General features: G+C 73.4%; 16 protein-coding genes. 12 read left to right on the top strand and 4 right to left on the bottom strand.

The features are described 5' to 3' along the window. The first annotated feature begins 114 nt into the window (after positions 1–114). Positions 115–1,737, top strand: coding sequence for a CBM35 domain-containing protein (locus UIS43_RS26820; protein ID WP_370012020.1), 1,623 nt, complete (start codon positions 115–117; stop codon positions 1,735–1,737). Positions 1,738–2,080: 343 nt separating this feature from the next. On the opposite strand, the gene UIS43_RS26815 is transcribed toward UIS43_RS26820, so the two are convergent. Together UIS43_RS26815 and UIS43_RS26810 are read right to left on the bottom strand one after the other, a co-directional pair. Beyond that, entirely contained in the window at positions 2,081–2,377 is a 297-nt protein-coding gene (locus tag UIS43_RS26815) for a hypothetical protein (protein WP_370012018.1), read from the bottom strand. Positions 2,378–2,533: 156 nt separating this feature from the next. Continuing rightward, positions 2,534–3,508 carry an alpha/beta fold hydrolase gene (locus tag UIS43_RS26810; protein WP_370012017.1) on the bottom strand — a complete coding sequence of 325 codons (975 nt, stop codon included), beginning with the start codon at positions 3,506–3,508 and terminating at the stop codon, positions 2,534–2,536. 54 nt (positions 3,509–3,562) lie between these two features. On the opposite strand from UIS43_RS26810, the gene UIS43_RS26805 reads away from it, so the two are divergent. Both UIS43_RS26805 and UIS43_RS26800 read left to right on the top strand, forming a co-directional pair. Continuing rightward, positions 3,563–4,219: a TetR/AcrR family transcriptional regulator gene (locus tag UIS43_RS26805; RefSeq protein ID WP_013152056.1), complete on the top strand. Its 657-nt coding sequence runs from the start codon at positions 3,563–3,565 to the stop codon at positions 4,217–4,219. Positions 4,220–4,429: 210 nt separating this feature from the next. Further along, complete coding sequence (locus UIS43_RS26800; protein WP_013152055.1) at positions 4,430–4,939, top strand: hypothetical protein; 510 nt, start codon at positions 4,430–4,432, stop codon at positions 4,937–4,939. Between the two features lie 95 nt (positions 4,940–5,034). On the opposite strand, the gene UIS43_RS26795 is transcribed toward UIS43_RS26800, so the two are convergent. Then, positions 5,035–5,412, bottom strand: a complete 378-nt coding sequence (locus UIS43_RS26795) for a MerR family transcriptional regulator (RefSeq protein ID WP_013152054.1) — start codon at positions 5,410–5,412, stop codon at positions 5,035–5,037. Between the two features lie 113 nt (positions 5,413–5,525). Between UIS43_RS26795 and UIS43_RS26790 the strand changes: the two genes are divergently transcribed. The 4 genes from UIS43_RS26790 to UIS43_RS26775 all read left to right on the top strand — a co-directional run bounded on the left by UIS43_RS26790 (position 5,526) and on the right by UIS43_RS26775 (position 8,987). After that, complete coding sequence (locus UIS43_RS26790) at positions 5,526–6,599, top strand: alkene reductase (protein ID WP_071621647.1); 1,074 nt, start codon at positions 5,526–5,528, stop codon at positions 6,597–6,599. A 367-nt stretch (positions 6,600–6,966) separates the two neighbouring features. Continuing rightward, positions 6,967–7,188: a hypothetical protein gene (locus UIS43_RS26785; protein WP_370012014.1), complete on the top strand. Its 222-nt coding sequence runs from the start codon at positions 6,967–6,969 to the stop codon at positions 7,186–7,188. Beyond that, positions 7,189–7,902, top strand: coding sequence for an alpha/beta hydrolase (locus tag UIS43_RS26780; RefSeq protein ID WP_370013280.1), 714 nt, complete (start codon positions 7,189–7,191; stop codon positions 7,900–7,902). It begins immediately after the preceding gene. Between the two features lie 143 nt (positions 7,903–8,045). Beyond that, positions 8,046–8,987: a GntR family transcriptional regulator gene (locus UIS43_RS26775; protein ID WP_013152051.1), complete on the top strand. Its 942-nt coding sequence runs from the start codon at positions 8,046–8,048 to the stop codon at positions 8,985–8,987. Between the two features lie 112 nt (positions 8,988–9,099). On the opposite strand, the gene UIS43_RS26770 is transcribed toward UIS43_RS26775, so the two are convergent. Then, the gene (locus tag UIS43_RS26770) at positions 9,100–11,895 is read right to left on the bottom strand and encodes an aconitate hydratase (RefSeq protein WP_370012012.1); all 2,796 of its coding nucleotides are present in this window, start codon (positions 11,893–11,895) and stop codon (positions 9,100–9,102) included. Between the two features lie 468 nt (positions 11,896–12,363). On the opposite strand from UIS43_RS26770, the gene UIS43_RS26765 reads away from it, so the two are divergent. From UIS43_RS26765 to UIS43_RS26745, 5 genes are all read left to right on the top strand, one after another. Further along, positions 12,364–13,365 (top strand): tripartite tricarboxylate transporter substrate binding protein, encoded by a 1,002-nt coding sequence (locus tag UIS43_RS26765; protein WP_117198280.1) that lies wholly within the window; start codon positions 12,364–12,366, stop codon positions 13,363–13,365. Then, complete coding sequence (locus UIS43_RS26760) at positions 13,362–14,021, top strand: tripartite tricarboxylate transporter TctB family protein (protein ID WP_370012011.1); 660 nt, start codon at positions 13,362–13,364, stop codon at positions 14,019–14,021. The genes UIS43_RS26765 and UIS43_RS26760 overlap by 4 nt, the downstream gene beginning before the upstream one ends. A gap of 5 nt (positions 14,022–14,026) precedes the next feature. Beyond that, complete coding sequence (locus UIS43_RS26755) at positions 14,027–15,559, top strand: tripartite tricarboxylate transporter permease (protein ID WP_197724943.1); 1,533 nt, start codon at positions 14,027–14,029, stop codon at positions 15,557–15,559. A 155-nt stretch (positions 15,560–15,714) separates the two neighbouring features. Continuing rightward, the gene (locus UIS43_RS26750; protein WP_071621644.1) at positions 15,715–16,842 is read left to right on the top strand and encodes an MFS transporter; all 1,128 of its coding nucleotides are present in this window, start codon (positions 15,715–15,717) and stop codon (positions 16,840–16,842) included. A gap of 291 nt (positions 16,843–17,133) precedes the next feature. Continuing rightward, on the top strand, positions 17,134–18,105 hold the full coding sequence (locus UIS43_RS26745; protein ID WP_358169846.1) for an RNA polymerase sigma-70 factor: 972 nt from the start codon (positions 17,134–17,136) through the stop codon (positions 18,103–18,105). Positions 18,106–18,438: the final 333 nt, after the last annotated feature.

Raw genomic sequence — 18,438 nt, 5'->3', positions numbered from 1 at the left:
ACCGGCCGTGCCACACCGTCCGCACCCGGGGGCGGCCCGTCCCCGGTTCCCTCCCCCGACCCTTCCGTTCAACGTCCCACTGGTCAGACGCACCAACCCCCCTGGAGACGAACGATGAGAACCAGACCCGCCCTCGCGTGCGCCGCCCTACTGGCAGGCACGCTCGTCACGCTTTCCGGCACCGCGGCGCACGCCGCCACCACCCGCTACGAGGCCGAGGGCACCTCGGCCTCCTGCAACGGCAGCATCGAGACCGAGTGGCCGGGCTACTCCGGCGACGGGTTCTGCGACACCGAGAACGAGGAGGGCGCCCACGTGCAGTTCAGCGTGAACGCCCCCGCCTCGGGAACGGCCACGCTGACCGTGCGCTTCGCCAACGGCACCTCCTCCGCCCGCCCCGCCGACGTCCTCGTGAACGGCTCCCGGACGGCGTCGGTCTCCTTCGAGGGCACCGGCGACTGGGACGCGTGGACGACCAAGACGCTCACCGTCCAGCTGGCCGAGGGCGCCAACACGATCCGGTTCGACCCGACCGGTTCCCAGGGCATGCCCAACGTCGACTACCTCGACGTGGAGACCAGCGGCGGTGGCGACGACGGCGGAGGTGATGACGGCGGCGGTGACGACGGGGGCGGCGACGACGGCAACCCGCCGACCTCGGACGCGTTGTACGTGGCCCCGGGCGGCAGCGCGGGCGCGGACGGCACCGAGCCCGACCCCACCACGCTCACCTCGGCCATCGACCGGATCGAGCCCGGCGGGACGATCCACATGCGCGGCGGGACCTACTCCTTCTCGGACACGGTCACCATCCCGCTGGGCGAGGACGGCACCTCCGGAAACCGCACGGAGCTGTCCGCCTACCCGGGTGAGACCCCGGTGCTGGACTTCTCCGCCCAGAGCGAGGACTCCGCCAACCGCGGCCTGGCGCTGGAGGCGTCCTACTGGCACGTCGAGGGCATCGTCGTCGAGCACGCCGGGGACAACGGCATCTTCGTCAGCGGCAGCCACAACGTCATCGAGCGCACGGTGACCCGCTTCAACCGCGACACCGGCCTCCAGCTCTCGCGCCGCGTCTCCAGCACCCCCGAGAGCGACTGGCCCGCCCACAACCTCATCCTGAGCGCGGAGTCGCACGACAACGCCGACTCCGACGGCGAGGACGCCGACGGCTTCGCCGCCAAGCTCACCTCCGGCCCCGGCAACGTCTTCCGCTACGCCGTGGCCCACAACAACATCGACGACGGCTGGGACCTCTACACCAAGGACGACACCGGCCCCATCGGCACCGTGACCATCGAGGACTCCCTGGCCTACGAGAACGGCATCCTCAGCGACGGCTCCCAGGCCGGCAACGGCGACCGCAACGGCTTCAAGCTCGGCGGCGAGGACATCGGGGTCGACCACGTCATCACGGGCAACATCGCCTACGACAACGGCAAGCACGGGTTCACCTACAACAGCAACCCGGGCTCGATGACGGTGTCGGACAACGTCAGCATCGGCAACGAGGAGCGCAACTTCAACTTCGACGACGGCTCCTCGGTGTTCCGCGGCAACACCTCGTGCGACAGCGGTTCCAACGACCGGATCATCGGCAACGCCGACAGCTCCAACCAGTTCTGGTCCGGCTCGAACGGGTCGCGGTGCTCCTCCTACGACGGCGGCCTGGACTGGTCCTACGCCGCCGACGGCACCCTGGTCGTGACCTTCGGGGGCCAGCGGGTCACGCCGTAACCGGCACCGCGGCCCGGGTGCGCTGACGCGACCGAGGCGCCCGCCACGGTTCGGTCCCCGGACCCGCACCCGCGCCCGCACCCGAAAAACAGGAGGCCCCGACCAGCGGGGAAGTCCGCTGGCCGGGGCCTTCGCGCTCCAGGTGGGGCGCCGGGCGTCCCACGGGACGTGCGCGGTCCCGGGCGACTCGCGTGCCGGAACCGCCGCGCCACGGGCCGAGGGGGCTCAGTACTCCGGTTCCGGGCGCAGCGGTCCGCCCCCCTGCGCGGGTGCCGCAGCGCCTCGGCGCAGGAGTGCGGCAGGCCCCGTCCGGCGGCACGAAGACCGTCCGGGCCGCGGCCCCTCAGGGGTCCAGGCGGCGCAGCGCCTCCTCCCAGCGGTGGCGGCGGTCGGCCTCCGGCAGCTCCCACCAGGGCGTGCCGCGCTCGCCCAGGCCGTGCTTGGCCAGGGCCACGCGTGCGCGCGCCCGCCCCTCGGCGTCGGTGTCCCCGGCGCGCAGCGCGGCGGCCACGTCCCTGCGTGCGGACATCAGGTGTCTCACCAGGCGCTCGCGTACCGGTTCCGGCAACTGCGGGTCGCTCGCGCGCCAATGGCGGCCGGAGACCACGACGTAGCGTCCGTCCTCGGTGCGTTCGGGCATGTCCGTGTGGTGCCCGCGAACGGCCCGGAGCAAGCGCGCCGCTCATCTCAGGGACGGCCGTCATCCGTCTCAGGACCGGTCGGCACCCGTCCCGGGGCGCTCGGCACCCCGTCCAGGGCCGGTCGACACCCGCCTCAAGGCCCGAGGGCGCCCGTCTCAGGACCGGTCGACCTCGTCCAGAAAGGCGTCGATATCGGCGGCCATCTCCTCGGGGTACTCGCCGTTGATCGCGTGCGAGGCCTCCGGGTAGACCTCGACCGTGCCGTGGAGCAGGGCGCGCTCGGCGGTGGCCGCGGCGGTGTCGGGGTCGTGCATCACCGACCGTCCGGCGACGAACGCCAGCACGGGCATGTCCAGGTCCGTGAGGGACTCCTCGCTGATCCTGCCGGGCTGGGGCAGCTTGATCGCGTAGTTCTGCATGCCGGACTCGATCATCCGGGCGACCGGAACGTCCTCCACCGGAGCGCCGCCCGCGGTCCAGGAGTTGAAGCCGTCGCGCCAGGAGCGCGGCAGCCAGGGCAGCGAGGCGGGCAGGGAGCGCAGGACCACCTCCATGGGCATGTCGTCGAAGACGAACACCGGGTCGACCAGCGTCACCGAGGCCACCAGCGAGGGTTCGCGGACGGCCAGGTTGGTCACCGACCAACCGCCGAACGACAGCCCCACCAGGTGGAACCCCTCCTCGGGCAGGCCGTCGAGGGCCTGGTGCAGCCACGCCGCCTGGTCGGCGTCGTCCTCGATCGGCCGGTCCTGCACACTCATCCCGGGTTCGCCCAGCAGGTCGACCGTGTAGACGTCCCCGACCTCCAGCAGGGAGGGCAGGTTGTCCGCCCAGACCGGCGAGGGCGCCGCCCGGCCGGGCAGCAGGACCAGCGGCTCCTCCCGGTCCCCCGCGCCCTCGAAGCGGTACATCCGCACGACCCCGTAGTCGGTGCGCACGTCGATCTCGGCGGCGGGCCGGGGCAGGTCGGCCATCGCCGCCTCGTAGGTGCGCGTGAAGGCGTCCCGCCCCTCCGCCGAGCGCCAGTGGCCCACCGGGGAGGGCGTGCGCAGGGTGACCGCGGCGAGGAGCACCGCGACGACCACGGCGCACGCCACGATGATCCACCGGTTGCGCTTCTTCTTCCGCATGACAGCCCCTAACCGATTGGTAAGTAATCTGACCATAAGGTAAGTTCTGGAGTCATGACAAGAGAGAACCCCCGGTCACGGGAACCCGAACAGGGGCACGAACAGGCGGAAGGGCGGACACGGGGGCGGGAGCGCGGGTCCCGCAGGCCCACCCTGACCGAGCAGGCGCGGCGCGCGCAGCTCATCGACGTGACGGTCCGGCTCATCGCCGAGCACGGGGACGCGGCCACCTCGCTGGCCCGTATCGCCGAGGCCGCGGGCATCACCAAGGCGGCGGTGCTGTACCACTTCCGTTCCAAGGACGCCCTGGTGCGCGCGGCGCACGAGAGCGCGCTCACCGGCCTGGTCGAGCACGTGGGCCGGGCCGTGGAGAGCGCCGACGCCGAGCGGGCCCCCGCCGCCTACATCCGCTCGATGGTCGGCTACCTGCGCGACCACCCGGGCCACACCCGGGTGGTCATCGCGGCGGTGAGCGAGGAGGACCGCCGCTCCAGCCAGCGTTGGCGCCCCCTGGCGGACCTGATGGCGGCCGCCCGGCGGGCGCGCGGAGCGGACTCGGGCACGGAGGGGCCGGACCTGCGCACCACGGCGCTGATCGTCGGCGGCGGCATGGACGCGATCGTGGCCGAGCACCTGGACCACCCCGACTACGACCCGCTCGCGGCGGCCGAGGAACTGGTCGCCATGCTCGACGGCGTCCTCTTCTCCTGATCCGCGCGGGGCCACCGGCGGGGCCCCCGGACCGGAGCCGCGCCGGAGCCTCGGCGGCTTCGGCGACGGCACGGATCGACACGGCCTCGGACGCGGTACCACCGGACCGGTGTACACGTTGGCCAAACCAGGCCAAATACTTTCAAAAGACCGCGCATGAGGCATGACTCCTGCAACGATGACGCTTCCATCAGCCCCTCAGGAGCGTCCATGCCACGTCTTGCCCTGCGCGCCGCCGCGATCGCCGCGGCCGCCGTCACCGCCGCCTCACTGCTGTCGGCCCCCGCACAGGCCGCCTCCACCACCGGAGCGCTCATGGTCACCCAGGTGCGTCCCAACGCCGCCGGGTCGGACACCTCCAGCAACGTCAACGGGGAGTACTTCCTCATCAGGAACGTCACCACGCGCACCGTCAACGTGGGCGGGTACGTCCCCGATATCACCACCAACACCTACGGGCGACCGCTGCCCTCCTACAACCTGCCCGCGGGGGCGACGGCCTACGTGCGCACCGGAAGGGGAACCCACCGGCGCGACTCCAACGGTTACCACCAGATCTACCGGGGCTACGACCGCCACGTCCTGCTCAACAGCAGCACCAGCCGCAACCCCGACCTGCGCCTGAAGCGTCCGGGCAGCGCCGACAACAACTCCAGCACGGGCACCATCAGCTCCTGCAACTGGGGCAACGCCGCCAACGGCACCACCTACCGCTGCTGACCGCCGTCCGGGTCCGGCCCCGTCGACCGGTGGGGCCGGACCCGGACGGAGCGGGACGGGACAGGCCGGGAGGGCAGGGAAAAGGCGGGGGCGCGTCAGGCGGCGGCGCCGGAGCGGAACCGCTCCCGGTAGACGCGGGCCGTCTCCATCAGGCCGTCCAGCGTGTCGCGCGTGCGCACCAGTTCGGCGATGTGCTCGGTGAGCCGGTCGCGCTCCTGGGCCATGCGCTCGATCGCCGCGTCCGAGTTCCCCTCGCTGGGCGCCTCCGCGCAGGGCAGCACCTCGGCGATGGTGCGGCTGGACAGCCCGGCGGCGTACAGCCGCTGGACGAAGGCGACGCGCTCGACCGCGGCCTCGGTGTAGTGCCGCTGCCCGCTGTCGCTGCGGGTGCTCATGAGCAGCCCCTGCTCCTCGTAGTAGCGCAGGGACCGGACGCTCACGCCCGTCCGCCTGGCGAGTTCCCCGATGCGCACGGCTTCCTCCCTCGTGACCTGCGGCACAACCGCTTGCCCCTCACATCAATGTGAGGTTTTAGCGTAGTCGACGTACCCGACCGGGGTACACCGCCCACGGAGGAGAACCTGTCGTGACCAGCCTTTTCCAGCCCTACCGGCTCGCCGACCTGCACCTGCCCAACCGGGTCGTGATGGCGCCGATGACCCGCGTCCGCGCCGCCGAGGGCGGACTGGCGACACCGTCCATGGCGGCGTACTACGCCCAGCGCGCGACCGCCGGGCTGATCGTCTCCGAGGGGGTGCAGCCGAGCCTGGTGGGGCAGTCCAACCCGGGAACGCCGGGGCTGTACACCGACGAGCAGGTCGCCTCCTGGAAGCCGGTGACCGAAGCGGTGCACGCCAACGGCGGCCGTGTCTTCGCCCAGATCATGCACGGCGGACGCGTCTCGCACCCCGAGACCACCGGAACGCGGCCGGTCGGCCCCTCGGCCGTCGCGGCCACGGGCAACGTGTTCACGCCGAGCGGCCCCCAGCCCGTGCCGGTGCCGCGTGCGCTGGAGGAGGCCGAGGTGCCCGAGCAGGCCGAGTCCTACGCCCGGGCCGCCCGCCGCGCGGTCGCCGCCGGATTCGACGGGGTCGAACTGCACGGGGCCAACGGCTACCTGATCTCGCAGTTCCTCTCGGACAACGCCAACCTGCGCACCGACTCCTACGGGGGCTCGGTGGCCAACCGGATCCGGTTCGCCGTCGAGGCGACCGCCGCCACCGCCGACGCCGTGGGGGCGGAGCGCACGGGTATCCGCCTCTCCCCCGGCGCCGAGTTCTGGGGGGTGAAGGAGACGGGCGTGCGTGAGCTGTACACCGCGCTGCTGGCCGAGCTGGCCCGGATCGGGGTGGCCTACGTCCACCTCGAAGCCACCACCGACGAGGAACTGCTGCTGGAGCTGCGCCGCGCCTGGCCGGGCACCCTCATCATGAACCCGGTGCTCCCCATGGGTCCCAAGCAGGTCGGCCGGGCCGAGGCCGACCACTGGCTGGGGCTGGGGGCCGACCTCATCAGCTTCGGCCGCGCGTTCATCGCCAACCCCGACCTGGTGGAGCGGCTGCGCACCGGGCTGCCGCTCGCCCCGGTGGACGAGGCGACCTACTACCAGGGCGGCGACCGGGGTTACCTGACCTACCCCGCGTACCAGTACAGCGCGTAGGTTCCAGGTCTGTGCTGGTCATGACCCGTTTCCGGCCGGCCCCGCCCGGTGTCCGCGCTCGGGCGTGAAAGTCCGCGTGGAAGACGCGAGGCAGCGCAGGAAGTACCGGGAACACGGCGGCCCTTCCGGGAAGGCTCCCGGAAGGGCCGCCGGGCCGCGGCTCCCCCACCTTGCGGGATCGCTTTGCGGGGCGCGGGCCCCGCCGGATGTCCGGGCAGACGACCAGGGCATCCGCCCCCGCACCCCGTTCCGGTATGCTCCGGACGGCATCCGCGCCGCCCGGCGGGGGACGGCGCGACGCCCCGCTCGCCCGCCCGCGAACCGAGGGAGGCCCCGTGCCGACGACCACCGTCCCAGGACCGCTGTCATGAAGCTGTCGAGGGTGGCGCCGGAGCTGCGCGGCCCCCTGCTCCGTTCACCGGAAGTCCCCGTACACCGCCCCTGGGCCCTGCGACTCACACGCAGACTGATGGAGGACCTGGACGCCCGGCACCTGCCCGGCGTCACCATGGAACTCCCCGAGGAAGCGGCCCCCGGCGTACGGGTCTACCGCCCCGACGACAAGCACTCGGACGGCGCCCTCGTCTGAATCCACGGCGGCGGCCTGGTCATGGGCCGCGCCGTGCAGGACGACCCGCTGTGCAACGCCACCGCCCGCCGGCTGGGCATCACCGTCGTCTCCGCCGAGTACCGCATGGCCCCCGAGGACCCCTACCCCGCCGCCCTGGACGACTGCCACGCCGCCTGGACCTGGCTCCAGGACAACGCCGCCTCCCTGGGCGTGGACCCCGCGCGCGTGGCGATCGGCGGCCAGAGCGCGGGCGGCGGCCTCACCGCCTCGCTCGTCCAACGACTGCACGACGAGGGCGGCACGCAGCCGGTCGGGCAGTGGCTGCTGTGTCCCATGCTCGACGACCGCACCGCAGCCCGGCGCGACCTGGACAGGGTCCGCCACCGCATCTGGAACAACGAGGTCAACCGCTTCGGCTGGCGTTCCTACCTGGGCACCGACCCCGGCGCGGCCACGGTTCCGCGCTACGCCGTGCCCGCACGCCGCGAGGACCTCAGCGGTCTGCCGCCCGCCTGGATCGGCGTCGGCGACATCGACCTGTTCCACAACGAGTCCCGGGAGTACGCGCACAGGCTGCGCGACGCCGGCGTGGACACGACCTTCCACCTGGAGCCCGGCGCTCCCCACGGGTTCGACTCCTGGGGCGCCGAGACCTCCGTCGCCCGCGACTACCTCGACCGGGCACGGACCTGGCTGGAGAAGGCCCTGGCCCGCGAGCTGGACGGTTCCTGACACCCCGTTCGGGCCGACTCCCGGCACTCCGCTCCCGGCTACCCGCTCCCGAGGCCCGGCCCCGAACCCCCTGGCACCCGCGCCCCCGGCCGTAGAGCAGCGGCATCATAGGGAGGGAACGCAGCCACACGACGGGAACGCGCATGACCGGAGCAGTCGAGACGGGCGCCAGGAAGAGCGCGGACGGCCGGGCCTCCGCGCTCGCGCTCTCGCTAGCGACCCAGATCAGCGAGCTGGCGCGGACGGGCGGCCTGGACGAGGGCGCGCACCTGACCGAGCAGTGGATCGCCGACCGGCTCCAGGTGTCGCGGTCCCCGGTGCGGCGCGCGCTGGCGCTGCTGGACGAGATGGGGATCGTCGAGCACATCCCGAACCGGGGGTACTTCCTCACCCGGCCGGGCAGCGAACTGGCCTCCGTGGACGCCGTTCCGGAGCGGGACGGGCAGGAGGACCTGTACTTCCGCGTGGTGGACGACTTCCTCAACGACCGGCTCGACCGGGAGTTCACGGCCGCGGAGATCGCGCGCCGCCACGGGGTGGCGGCCCGGCACGTGCAGCGGGTCCTGGTCCGGATGGAGGCCGAGGACCTGGTGCGGCGGCGGACGGGCCGCGGCTGGGAGTTCCAGGAGGTGCTCTCCACCGCGGAGGGGCACGACCACAGCTACCGGTTCCGGATGATCGTGGAACCCGCCGCGCTGCTGGAGCCGGGGTTCGCGGTGGACGCGGAGGCCTTCGCGCTCCACCGGGAGCGCCAGGAGGGCCTGGTACGGGGCAGGGCGCTGTCGTCGGCGCGCGGCACCCTGTTCCAGACGGGGGCGGAGTTCCACGAGATGCTCGTGGGGTGCGCGAACAACCCGGTCCTGCTCGACGCGGTGCGTCGGCAGAACCGGGTGCGCAGGCTCATCGAGTACCGTCACCAGGTGGACCGCACGCGGATGGTGCACCAGGCCCGCGAGCACCTGCTCCTGATGGACCTGCTCCAGGAGGGGCGGATCGAGGAGGCCTCCCGGGCCCTGCGCGCGCACCTGGACCGGGTCCGGTGGATCAAGACCGGGATCGGCGCGGAGCCGCCCGCCCTGCTGTGACGGACGGCCCTCCCGTGGCCGGTCCCCGGCACGCGCGCGGCCACGGCCGGGGACCTCCGCACCCCCGGTTCGGCGGGCCGAGCGGGCGGGCGTTCACCGGTCCGGGACGGCCTCAGACGGGACGGCGGTCCGCGAAGCGGCGCGCCACATAGGGCATCGTGCCCCCGTGCCGCAGGTAGGCGACCTCGTGCCCCGAGTCCAGGCGCAGCAGCACCGTGTGCTCCCGAGCGCTCCCGTCGGCCCCGGTGACCCTGAGGACGAGCGGCGTCACCCCCACCCCGATCCCGCCGAGCCCGAGGACGGTCAGGCGCTCGCCGCCGTCGAGCCCCAGGTCGGCCGCGGTGCTCCCCTCGGGGAACAGCAGCGGCAGGACCCCCATGCCGATGAGGTTGCTGCGGTGGATGCGCTCGAAGCTCTCCGCGATCACCGCCCGCACGCCCAGCAGGGCCTGGACCTTGGCCGCGACGTCGCGGCTCGACCCCGTCCCGTAGGACCGGCCCGCCAGGACCACCAGGTCCACCCCGGCCTCGCGGTAGGTCGCGGCGGCGTGGAAGACCGGTTCCACGCGCGAGCCGTCGAGGACGCGGGCGTGCCCTCCCCTGCCGCGTTCGCCCTCCGGCAGGAGCAGGTTGGCCACGGCCGGGTTGGTGAAGGCGCCGCGCAGCATCACCTCGGGGTTGCTGCGCCGGGTGGAGTACTGGTTGAGGTCGCGCGGTTCGGTGCCCCGTTCCCGCAGGTAGGCACCGGCCAGGCTGTCACGGGGGATGGCCCCGGCCGGTGAGATGTGGTCGGTGGTGACGTGGTCGCCCAGCCACAGCAGGACCCGGGCGTCCTCGACCCGGACCTCGCTGCCCGGTTCGGGGCGCACGCCGGTGAGGTAGGGCGGTCGGCGGATGTAGGTGGAGTGTTCGTTCCAGGGGAAGTGCGTGCTCCCGGCCGCGTCCAGCGCCCGCCACTGCTCGGTGCCCTCCCAGACCTCGGCGGCGTTCTCCCGGAAGGCCTGCGGGTCGACCGCCTTCTCCGCGACGCGCGCGACCTCCTCGTCGTCGGGCCACAGGTCCGCCAGGTGCACCGGGTTCCCGTCGCGGTCGTGGCCGAGCGGCTCGGCGGCGAAGTCGTGCAGGACCGTTCCGGCCAGGGCGTAGGCCACGACGAGGGGCGGCGAGGCCAGGTAGGCGTGCGAGACGCGCGGGTTGACCCGGCCGGGGAAGTTGCGGTTGCCGGACAGCACGGCCGCGGCCTCCAGTCCCTCCCCGGCCAGTCCCTCCAGTTCGGGGACGAGGGGGCCGGAGTTGCCGATGCAGGTCATGCAGCCGAAGCCGACGGTGTGGAAACCGGCCGCCTCCAGGGGCTCCATCAGCCCGGCCTTCTCCAGGTAGCCGACCACCACCCGCGAGCCCGGGGACAGGGTGGTCTTGACCCAGGGCTTGACGCGCAGGCCGCGTTCCATGGCCCGTGCCGCGAGCAGACCCGCCTGGATCATCAGCGCGGGGTTGGCGGTGTTGGTGCAGCTGGTGATGGCGGCGATGCCCACGGGTCCGCGCGGGAGGGGCTCGCCGAAGACGTCCTCCCCCGTCGCCGCGCCCGAGGCGCCGTCCGTGCCGGGGCGAGGAGCCGGGACCGGGTCCGGGTCCGGGTCCGGGGCCGAGTTCAGATCCGAGGCCGCGGCCGGGCCCGCGTCCGTGCTCGCGCCCGCCACCGTGTCGGGGGCCGGAACGCTCTCCGGCGCGGACGCGGTCTCCAGGAAGGACGCGGGCACCCGGGACAGCGGAACGCGCTGGTCGGGGCGGTGCGGCCCGGCCAGGCAGGGCTCCACCGCGTCCAGGTCGAACTCCACGAGCCGGTCGAAGCGCGGCTCCGGGGAGTCCGCGCCGCGCACCAGCCCCTGGGCGCGCATGTAGGCGTCCACCGCCTCCACGTGCCCGTCCTCGCGCCCGGTCAGGAGCAGGTAGTCGCGGACCTCGCGGTCGTAGGGGAAGTAGGCGCACGTGGCGCCGTACTCGGGCGCCATGTTCGCCACCGCCGCGCGCGCCGACCAGGACAGGCCGTCGATCCCCGGCCCGCAGAACTCCACGAACGCGTCCACGACGCCGGTCGCGCGCAGCAGCTCGGTCAGCGTCAGCGCCAGGTCGGTGGCGGTGACGCCGCGCCGCAGGCCCCCGGTGAGCCGGACGCCGACGACCTCGGGGAAGTTGAGCATCACGGGTTCGCCGAGCATGGCGGCCTGCGCCTGGAGGCCGCCCACACCCCAGCCCAGGACGCCGATGGCGTTGATCATCGGCGTGTGGCTGTCGGTGGCCACGAGGACGTCGGGGTGCAGGAGGTCGGGGCCGTCGCCGCCGTCCTCGCGCCAGACCACGCGGGCGAGGGTCTCCATGTTGACCTGGTGGATGATGCCCCGGCCCGGGGGGACCACGCGGAAGCCGCGCACGCTGCGCTCGGCCCACTTGACGAACTCGTACCGCTCGGCGTTGCGGCGGAAGTCGATGTCGAGGTTGCGGGCGAAGGCGGCCACCGAACCGTGCGCCTCGGCGATCACGGAGTGGTCCACGACCAGGTCGGTGGCGATCACCGGGTTGACGTCCGCTGCGTCGCCGCCCAGTTCGGTGACCGTGTCGCGCAGGGCGGCCAGGTCGGTGAGCGTGGGCAGGCACGTGGTGTCGTGCAGCATCATCCGGTTGGGGTGGAAGGGGACCTCGCAGTCCCCTCTGCCCGAGCGCACGCGGGCGAGCACCGCGGGCAGGGCCTCGGGCGCCCGGCGGGCCACGTTCTCCACCAGGACGCGGACCGTGTAGGGCGCGCGGTCCAGCTCGTCGGGGGTGAGCAGCCGGTCGAGCGCGACGTAGCGGAACTCGCTTCCGGCCGCGTTGAGTACCGCTGTCGCGGCGGTTCTGGCGGTTGTGGCCACGGATTCGTCCATCGTCCCCCCACGCTGGTCCTCGGGTGCGCCGGTTCCCGGAGCCCCATGATTGTTCTAGCAAAGAGACTAGTACAAAGTAGAAACACCTGGCGGATCCAGCCCCTGGGAGCGGCCGCCCGGCCCTTCGAGGCATCCCGCCAGGTCGCGACCGACCCTCGCCCTCCGCCGCACCCTTGTACTCGCAGCGGGCTTGGACGCCCGAACCTCGCCACAACCACGAGACCACCTGCGTCGGAACGCCGCGCGCCGCGCCGGCCGCGCCCCCGTCGACCCCCGACCCCACGCGGGGAGAACCGGGAAGCTCCCGAGGGGTGACGAGCACTGATCTCGGATCCCGCATATTGCACTCGCGTTCATCTTGGTGCAATATCTCCAGGTGTGTGCCCCGCCTCACGAGGCACACGTCACACAGGGACCGGGCCCCGGCACCGGTCACTCGACCCGTGGGGGACAGCAATGCAGATAACGGCTCCGAGCCGACGCGAGGCGATCGCGGGTGCGATCGGAGCGGTCGCCCTCGCCGGTGCCCTGGTGGAGGTCCGCGCTGGCGAGACCTCCCGTGAAGCGCGTACGGGCGGTGGGCGCCTGGAGATGGTGGTTCCCGCCGCGGCGGGCGGCGGCTTCGACACCGTCGCCCGGCAGACGCAGTACGCGCTCCAGCAGAACGGCCTGGCCAGCGGGGTCGAGGTGCTCAACCTGCCCGGTGGCGGCGGCACCGTCGGCCTCAACCACACGGCGCAGCAGAGCGGGCGCGGGGACGTGCTCATGGTGATGGGCAGCTCGATCCTGGGCGGCATCGAGATCACCGGTTCGCGGACCACCCTGGCCGACGTCACGCCCCTGGCCCGGCTGGCCGAGGACTACATCGTGGTCGCGGTCCGCCAGGACTCCCCGCTGCGGACCCTGGAGGACCTGGCCGCGGCCTGGACCGGGGCGCCCCGCGACCTCGTGGTGGGCGGGGGCGCCATCGGCACCTCGGACCACCTGCTGGCCGCGCTGATGCTCGACGGGCTCGGGGTCTCGCCCTCCGAACTGAACTACATCGTCTACTCGGGCGACGGCGAGGTGCTCACCTCCCTGCTGTCGCACACCTCCGACATCGCGGTGTCCAGCTACAACGGCTTCCAGTCGCAGATCGAGGCCGGGGAGGTGCGGGCGCTGGCCGTCTCCGCCGCCGAACCGCTGCCCGGCGTGGACGTCCCCACCCTGCGCGAGGCGGGCATGGACCTGGACCTGGCCAACTGGCGCGGCCTGGCCGCGCCGGGCGGGCTGGACGAGGACCAGCGCGAGGTCCTGCTGGACCTGACCCACGCGCTGGTCGGGACGCCGGAGTGGCAGGAGGCCGTGGAGCGCTTCGGGTGGCGGGAGGCGTTCGTCGCCGGGGAGGACTTCGACGCGTTCCTCACCGAGGAGACCGCGCGCCTGGAACAGATCATCGAGGGATTGGGACTGTCGTGACCCGAGAAAGACCCGCCGGGGTGCAGTCCCCGGACACCGACGCGGAGACCGGCACGGACACCGGGTCCGGGGCAGGCGCCGCCGCCCCGGAGCCCGCGGCCGACCCCGCGCCCGCCGCCCTCGGCACGGCGCTGGCCGTGCCCGCGGTGACCCTGGTGACGGCCCTCTTCCTGCTCGTGGGCGGCATGGTGATCCGCGTGCCGGAGAGCAGCGGCTTCCTGGGCCCGCAGTTCTTCCCGCTGACCGTGGGCGCCCTCTTGGGCGTCACGGCGTGTGTGGCGGGGGTGCGCGCGGTCCTGGCCGCGCGGCGCTCCCCGTCCGCCGAAACGACGGGGACCGCGGCCGCTCCCACCACGGCCGCCGAGGCCGACCCCGACGCCGTTGCCGCTGCCTCCGACGCGAAGAGCGAACACGGCGACTGGCGCACCCTGGGCGTCATGGCCGCGACCCTGACCGCCCACGTCCTGCTGCTCCAACCGCTCGGCTGGCTGCTCTCGGGCACCCTGCTCTTCTGGGGCGTCAGCTTCGCCCTGGACCGGCGCTCACCCCTGCTGGACCTGTGCGTGGCCGTGGCCCTGGCCGCGATCGTGCAGATCTGCTTCTCCGGCCTGCTGGACGTGTCGCTGCCCAGCGGCCTGCTCGGAAAGGTCCTGTGAACACCGTGGACACCTTCTCCCTCCTGATGTCGGGGTTCGCCGAGGCCCTGACGCCCGTCAACCTGCTGTGGTGCCTCCTCGGCGTGGTCCTGGGCACGGCCGTGGGCGTCCTGCCGGGGCTGGGCTCGTCCATGGCGGTCGCCCTCCTGCTCCCCCTGACCTTCCTGCTGGAGCCGACCGCGGCGTTCATCATGTTCGCGGGCATCTACTACGGCGGGCAGTTCGGCGGCGCGACCACGTCCATCCTGCTCAACACCCCCGGGCAGAGCTCGTCGATCGCCACCGCGTTCGAGGGCCACGCCATGGCGCGGCGCGGCAGGGCCTCCCAGGCGCTGGCGGCGGCGGTGATCGGCTCCTTCGTGGGCGGCATCGTGGCCACGACCGTGGTGGCCTTCTTCGCCCAGCGCATGGTGGTCCTGGCTCTCGGGTTCGGACCGGCCGAGTACTTCGCGCTCGCCGTCCTGGCCTTCGTGTGCACCGCCGCCGTCGTGACCTCCTCCCCCCTGCGGGGCATCACCGCTCTGGGCATCGGCCTGACGATCAGCGTGGTCGGCATCGACGACCAGAGCGGCGCGATCCGCCTGACCCTGGGCGTCCCGCAGCTGCTGGACGGGGTCAGCATCGTCGTGATCACGGTCGGACTGCTGGCCGTGGGCGAGGTCCTGCACACCGGGTTCCGGCCGAAGCGGGCCGCCGCGGGCCAGCTGGTGGCGTCGGGCACGCCGTGGCTGGGACGCGCGGACCTGCGCCGCTCCTGGAAGCCCTGGCTGCGGGGAACGGCGCTGGGCCTGCCCTTCGGCGTGATCCCCGCCGGCGGCGCCGAAATCCCCACCTTCCTGTCCTTCGGAGCCGAGAAGGCGCTGGCCAGGCGGCGCGGCGACAGCGAGTTCGGCCGGGGCGCGATCGAGGGCGTGGCGGGTCCGGAGGCCGCCAACAACGCGACCACGGCGACCGCGATGGTCCCCCTGCTCGGGCTCGGCCTGCCCACGTCCGCGACGGCCGCCGTGATGCTGGCGGCGTTCCAGCAGTACGGGATGCAGCCGGGACCCCTGCTCTTCGAGCAGGAGGGCGACCTGGTCTGGGCGCTGCTGGCCAGCATGTTCATCGGCACGTTCCTGCTGCTGGTGATCAACCTGCCCTTCGCGCCGCTGTGGGCGCGGCTCCTGCGCCTGCCCCAGCGCCACCTGTTCGCGGGGCTGATGGTCTTCGCCACGGTGGGCGTGTACTCGGTCAAGGGCTCGGTGTTCGACGTCGTCCTGCTGTTCGCGGTGGGCGTCCTCGGGCTCCTGATGCGCAGGTACGACATCCCCGTGGCGCCGGTCCTCATCGGCGTCATCCTGGGGCCGCTGGCCGAGAGCGAGCTGCGCCGGGCGATGGCCGCGAGCCAGGGCGACGTGTCGATCCTGTTCGACAGCGGCATCGCGGTCGGCATCTACACCATCCTCGTGGCGGTGGTGGCGGTCTTCGCGGTCAAGCGGGTGCGGGACCGGCGCCGGTCCGCGACCCCGGCTGCCGAGCGCCGGGTGGACACCGTGTAGAACCAGATGGTCACGTCATCGGATGTCCCCGGGGAACCCCCAGCCCCCGGGGCGCCGTTGCGCCGGACGGGGAGTACACGGACGAGGGGGAGAGAACGTTGGGAAGAGGCCGCGTCAGGGGGGCGTCGTGGCTCTGGCCGCTGTTACTGAGCGTCATGTTCACCCACACCGCGCTCAACCTCGCCCGTCCCCTGGTCTCGTACCGGACGATCGCCCTGGGCGGTGACGCCGTGGCGGTGGGCCTGGTCACCGCCGCCTACGCGCTGCTGCCCCTGCTGCTGGCGGTCCCGCTGGGGCGGGCGACCGACCGGTCCCGGCGCATGGCGTGGATCGTCGGCCTGGGCGCGGCGGTGCTCGGCGCGGGCTCGCTGCTGCTGGCGTACGGCACGGACCTGTTCGCGATCGCCGCGGCCAGCACGGTGCTGGGCATGGGCCACCTGCTGTGCATGGTCGCGGGTCAGGGGCTCATCGCGCGCCTGGCCGCACCGGGGAACCTGGACCGCGACTTCGGGTGGTTCACCGCGGCGGCCTCCCTGGGCCAGCTCGTGGGCCCCCTGCTGTCGGGTGCGATGCTGGCCGACGCCTCGGGGGACGCGCTGCTGTCGGCGACCTCCTCCGCCCTGCTCGTCGCCGCGGTGACCGGCGGACTGGGGCTGGTGCCGATCCTGGCCTTCGTCCGGGTGCGCATGCCCGCGCCCTCGCGCAAGAAGGGGTCGGAGAGGACCCCCGCGCGGGAACTGCTGCGCAGGCCGGGCCTGCCCTCGGGGCTGTTCGCCAGCCTCGCGCTGCTCTCGGCCGTGGACATCCTCACCGCCTACCTGCCGCTGGTCGCCGAGAACCGCGGCATCCCGCCGATGACGGTCGGCGTCCTGCTGAGCCTGCGCGCGGGGTTCTCGCTGCTGTCCCGCCTGGTGCTGTCCCGGCTGGTGCGGCGCTGGTCGCGCGAGACGCTGATCGCGGTCAGCGCCGGGGCCGCGGGCCTGTCGATGGCGGCGGTGGCCCTGCCGGTCAGCAACGTGTTCGTGTTGGGGGCGGTGCTGGCCGTCGGGGGGTTCCTGCTGGGTCTGGGCCAGCCGCTGACGATGTCGGCGGTGGCCACGGCAGCCCCGGAGGGCTCGCGCGGGGCCGCCCTGGCGCTGCGGATCTGGGGCAACCGGCTCGGGCAGGTCGGGATCCCTGCCGTGGGCGCGGGGGTCGCGGGCGCGGTGGGCGCGCCCGGGGCGCTGTGGTTCGCGGCGGTGGTGCTCGTGGCGTCGGCGGTCACGGCGGCCAAGCAGATCTGATCCGCCCCGGGGCCTGCCGGGAAGCGTGAGGCACTAGATGCACGTGGGATGTCCCGGCCGCGCGAGGCAGACACGCACGAGGCGCCAGATGCACGCGGGGCCTCCTGACCGCGCGAAACAGACACGCACGAGACGCCAGATGCACATGGAACGCGTGGGTTCTCCGGTTGCTCCGGGGTGTGCGGAATCACCGTGCCTGCCGGGCACTCCGCCGGTGCCCCGGTAGGTTGGCGAGGGGCGCGTGTCCCGTGCCCGGGCAGCAGGTCAGAACCGGTGAAGGTGGTCGCGCCCATGCAGTCAGCCGTCCCACGGGAGCCCGGCCCCCTGGAGGAGGCCGCACAGGCCTTCACCGGTGTGCGCCCGCGCCTGTTCGGTATCGCCTACCGGATGCTCGGCAGCTGGGCCGAGGCCGAGGACCTGGTCCAGGAGGTCTGGCTGCGGTGGCAGAGGACGGACCGCGGCGTCGTGGAGGACCCCGCCGCGTTCCTGGCCACGATCACCACGCGCCTGGCCATCAACGTCCTGAAATCGGCCCGGGCCCGCCGTGAGGCCTACGTGGGACCGTGGCTGCCCGAGCCCGTGGACACCGGCGCCGACCCCGGGGTCGGCGCGGAGCGCGGCGCGGCGGTCGAACTCGCCCTCCTCCTGCTCATGGAGAAACTCACCCCCACCGAGCGCGCCGCCTACGTCCTGCGCGAGGCCTTCGACTACCCCTACGACCGGATCGCCGCCGTGGTGCGGACCGGCGAGGCCAACGCCCGCAAGCTGGTCAGCCGCGCGCGCGGGCACCTGTCCGAGGGCCGGAGGGAGCCGGTGAACCCTCGGGAGCACCGGAGACTGGTGGAGGCCTTCCTCACCGCCGCCCAGGCGGGCGACCTGGCCGCCCTGGAGGAGATCCTCGCCGAGGACGTGGTCAGCCGGTCCGACGGCGGGGGCCGGGTGCGCAACAGCGCCCGCGTTCCCGTCACCGGCAGGGACCGCGTGGCCAGACTCCTCCAGGCCTTCGCCCCGCGCTTCTGGCCGGGCTCGCGCACGGAGATCGCGGAGATGAACACCAGGCCCGGCCTCGTGGTGTCCCGGGGCGGGACGCCCTTCGCGCTGCTGTCCGTCGACGCCTCGGCGCAGGGCATCCACCAGCTCCTGTGGGTGATGAACCCGGGCAAGATCGCCTCCTTCCAGCGCTCCTCGCGGGGCGTCATCGGCGCCCCCGGGAGCCCGCCGGGAGCCGGGGGCCTGTCGGACGCCGGGGAACCGGCCTGCTGAGCGGCGCCAACGGCGCCATGGCACCGGTGCCGGGTGTTCCGGCGCGCACACACGCCCCGGCAGGCACACACGCCCCTGCTGGCCTTTGCCCACCACGCGGCCACGGCCGGCAGCCGGTTTTCAGCGTCCCTCGGTGAGGCCCTCTCCCCCGGGCCGCCCGCCCGTGTCACACACGCGGCCGCTGCCCTGTCCGAGTGGGTGAGGGCCGCACCGGTTGTCCGGACCGCGGCGCTCACGCGCCGTTCGCGGCAGGCGCGGCGGAGGGACCCGCCAGCCGCCCGCGACGGCCGCTCGGTCGGCGTACCGGGGTCCCACGCGCCCCGGACGCCACAG

The organism is Nocardiopsis sp. LDBS0036, assembly GCF_041228755.1.
Taxonomy (GTDB): Bacteria; Actinomycetota; Actinomycetes; order Streptosporangiales; family Streptosporangiaceae; genus Nocardiopsis; species Nocardiopsis dassonvillei.
This window is presented reverse-complemented; position numbering and strand designations above follow the sequence as displayed.

Bases quoted from the DNA above. Each gene is read 5' to 3' on its own strand.
- UIS43_RS26765 (WP_117198280.1), top strand. From the start codon at position 12,364: ATGCAGATAACGGCTCCGAGCCGACGCGAGGCGATCGCGGGTGCGATC.
- UIS43_RS26805 (WP_013152056.1), top strand. From the start codon at position 3,563: ATGACAAGAGAGAACCCCCGGTCACGGGAACCCGAACAGGGGCACGAA.
- UIS43_RS26750 (WP_071621644.1), top strand. From the start codon at position 15,715: ATGTTCACCCACACCGCGCTCAACCTCGCCCGTCCCCTGGTCTCGTAC.
- UIS43_RS26775 (WP_013152051.1), top strand. From the start codon at position 8,046: ATGACCGGAGCAGTCGAGACGGGCGCCAGGAAGAGCGCGGACGGCCGG.
- UIS43_RS26810 (WP_370012017.1), bottom strand. From the start codon at position 3,508: ATGCGGAAGAAGAAGCGCAACCGGTGGATCATCGTGGCGTGCGCCGTG.
- UIS43_RS26785 (WP_370012014.1), top strand. From the start codon at position 6,967: ATGAAGCTGTCGAGGGTGGCGCCGGAGCTGCGCGGCCCCCTGCTCCGT.
- UIS43_RS26815 (WP_370012018.1), bottom strand. From the start codon at position 2,377: ATGCCCGAACGCACCGAGGACGGACGCTACGTCGTGGTCTCCGGCCGC.
- UIS43_RS26745 (WP_358169846.1), top strand. From the start codon at position 17,134: ATGCAGTCAGCCGTCCCACGGGAGCCCGGCCCCCTGGAGGAGGCCGCA.
- UIS43_RS26820 (WP_370012020.1), top strand. From the start codon at position 115: ATGAGAACCAGACCCGCCCTCGCGTGCGCCGCCCTACTGGCAGGCACG.
- UIS43_RS26800 (WP_013152055.1), top strand. From the start codon at position 4,430: ATGCCACGTCTTGCCCTGCGCGCCGCCGCGATCGCCGCGGCCGCCGTC.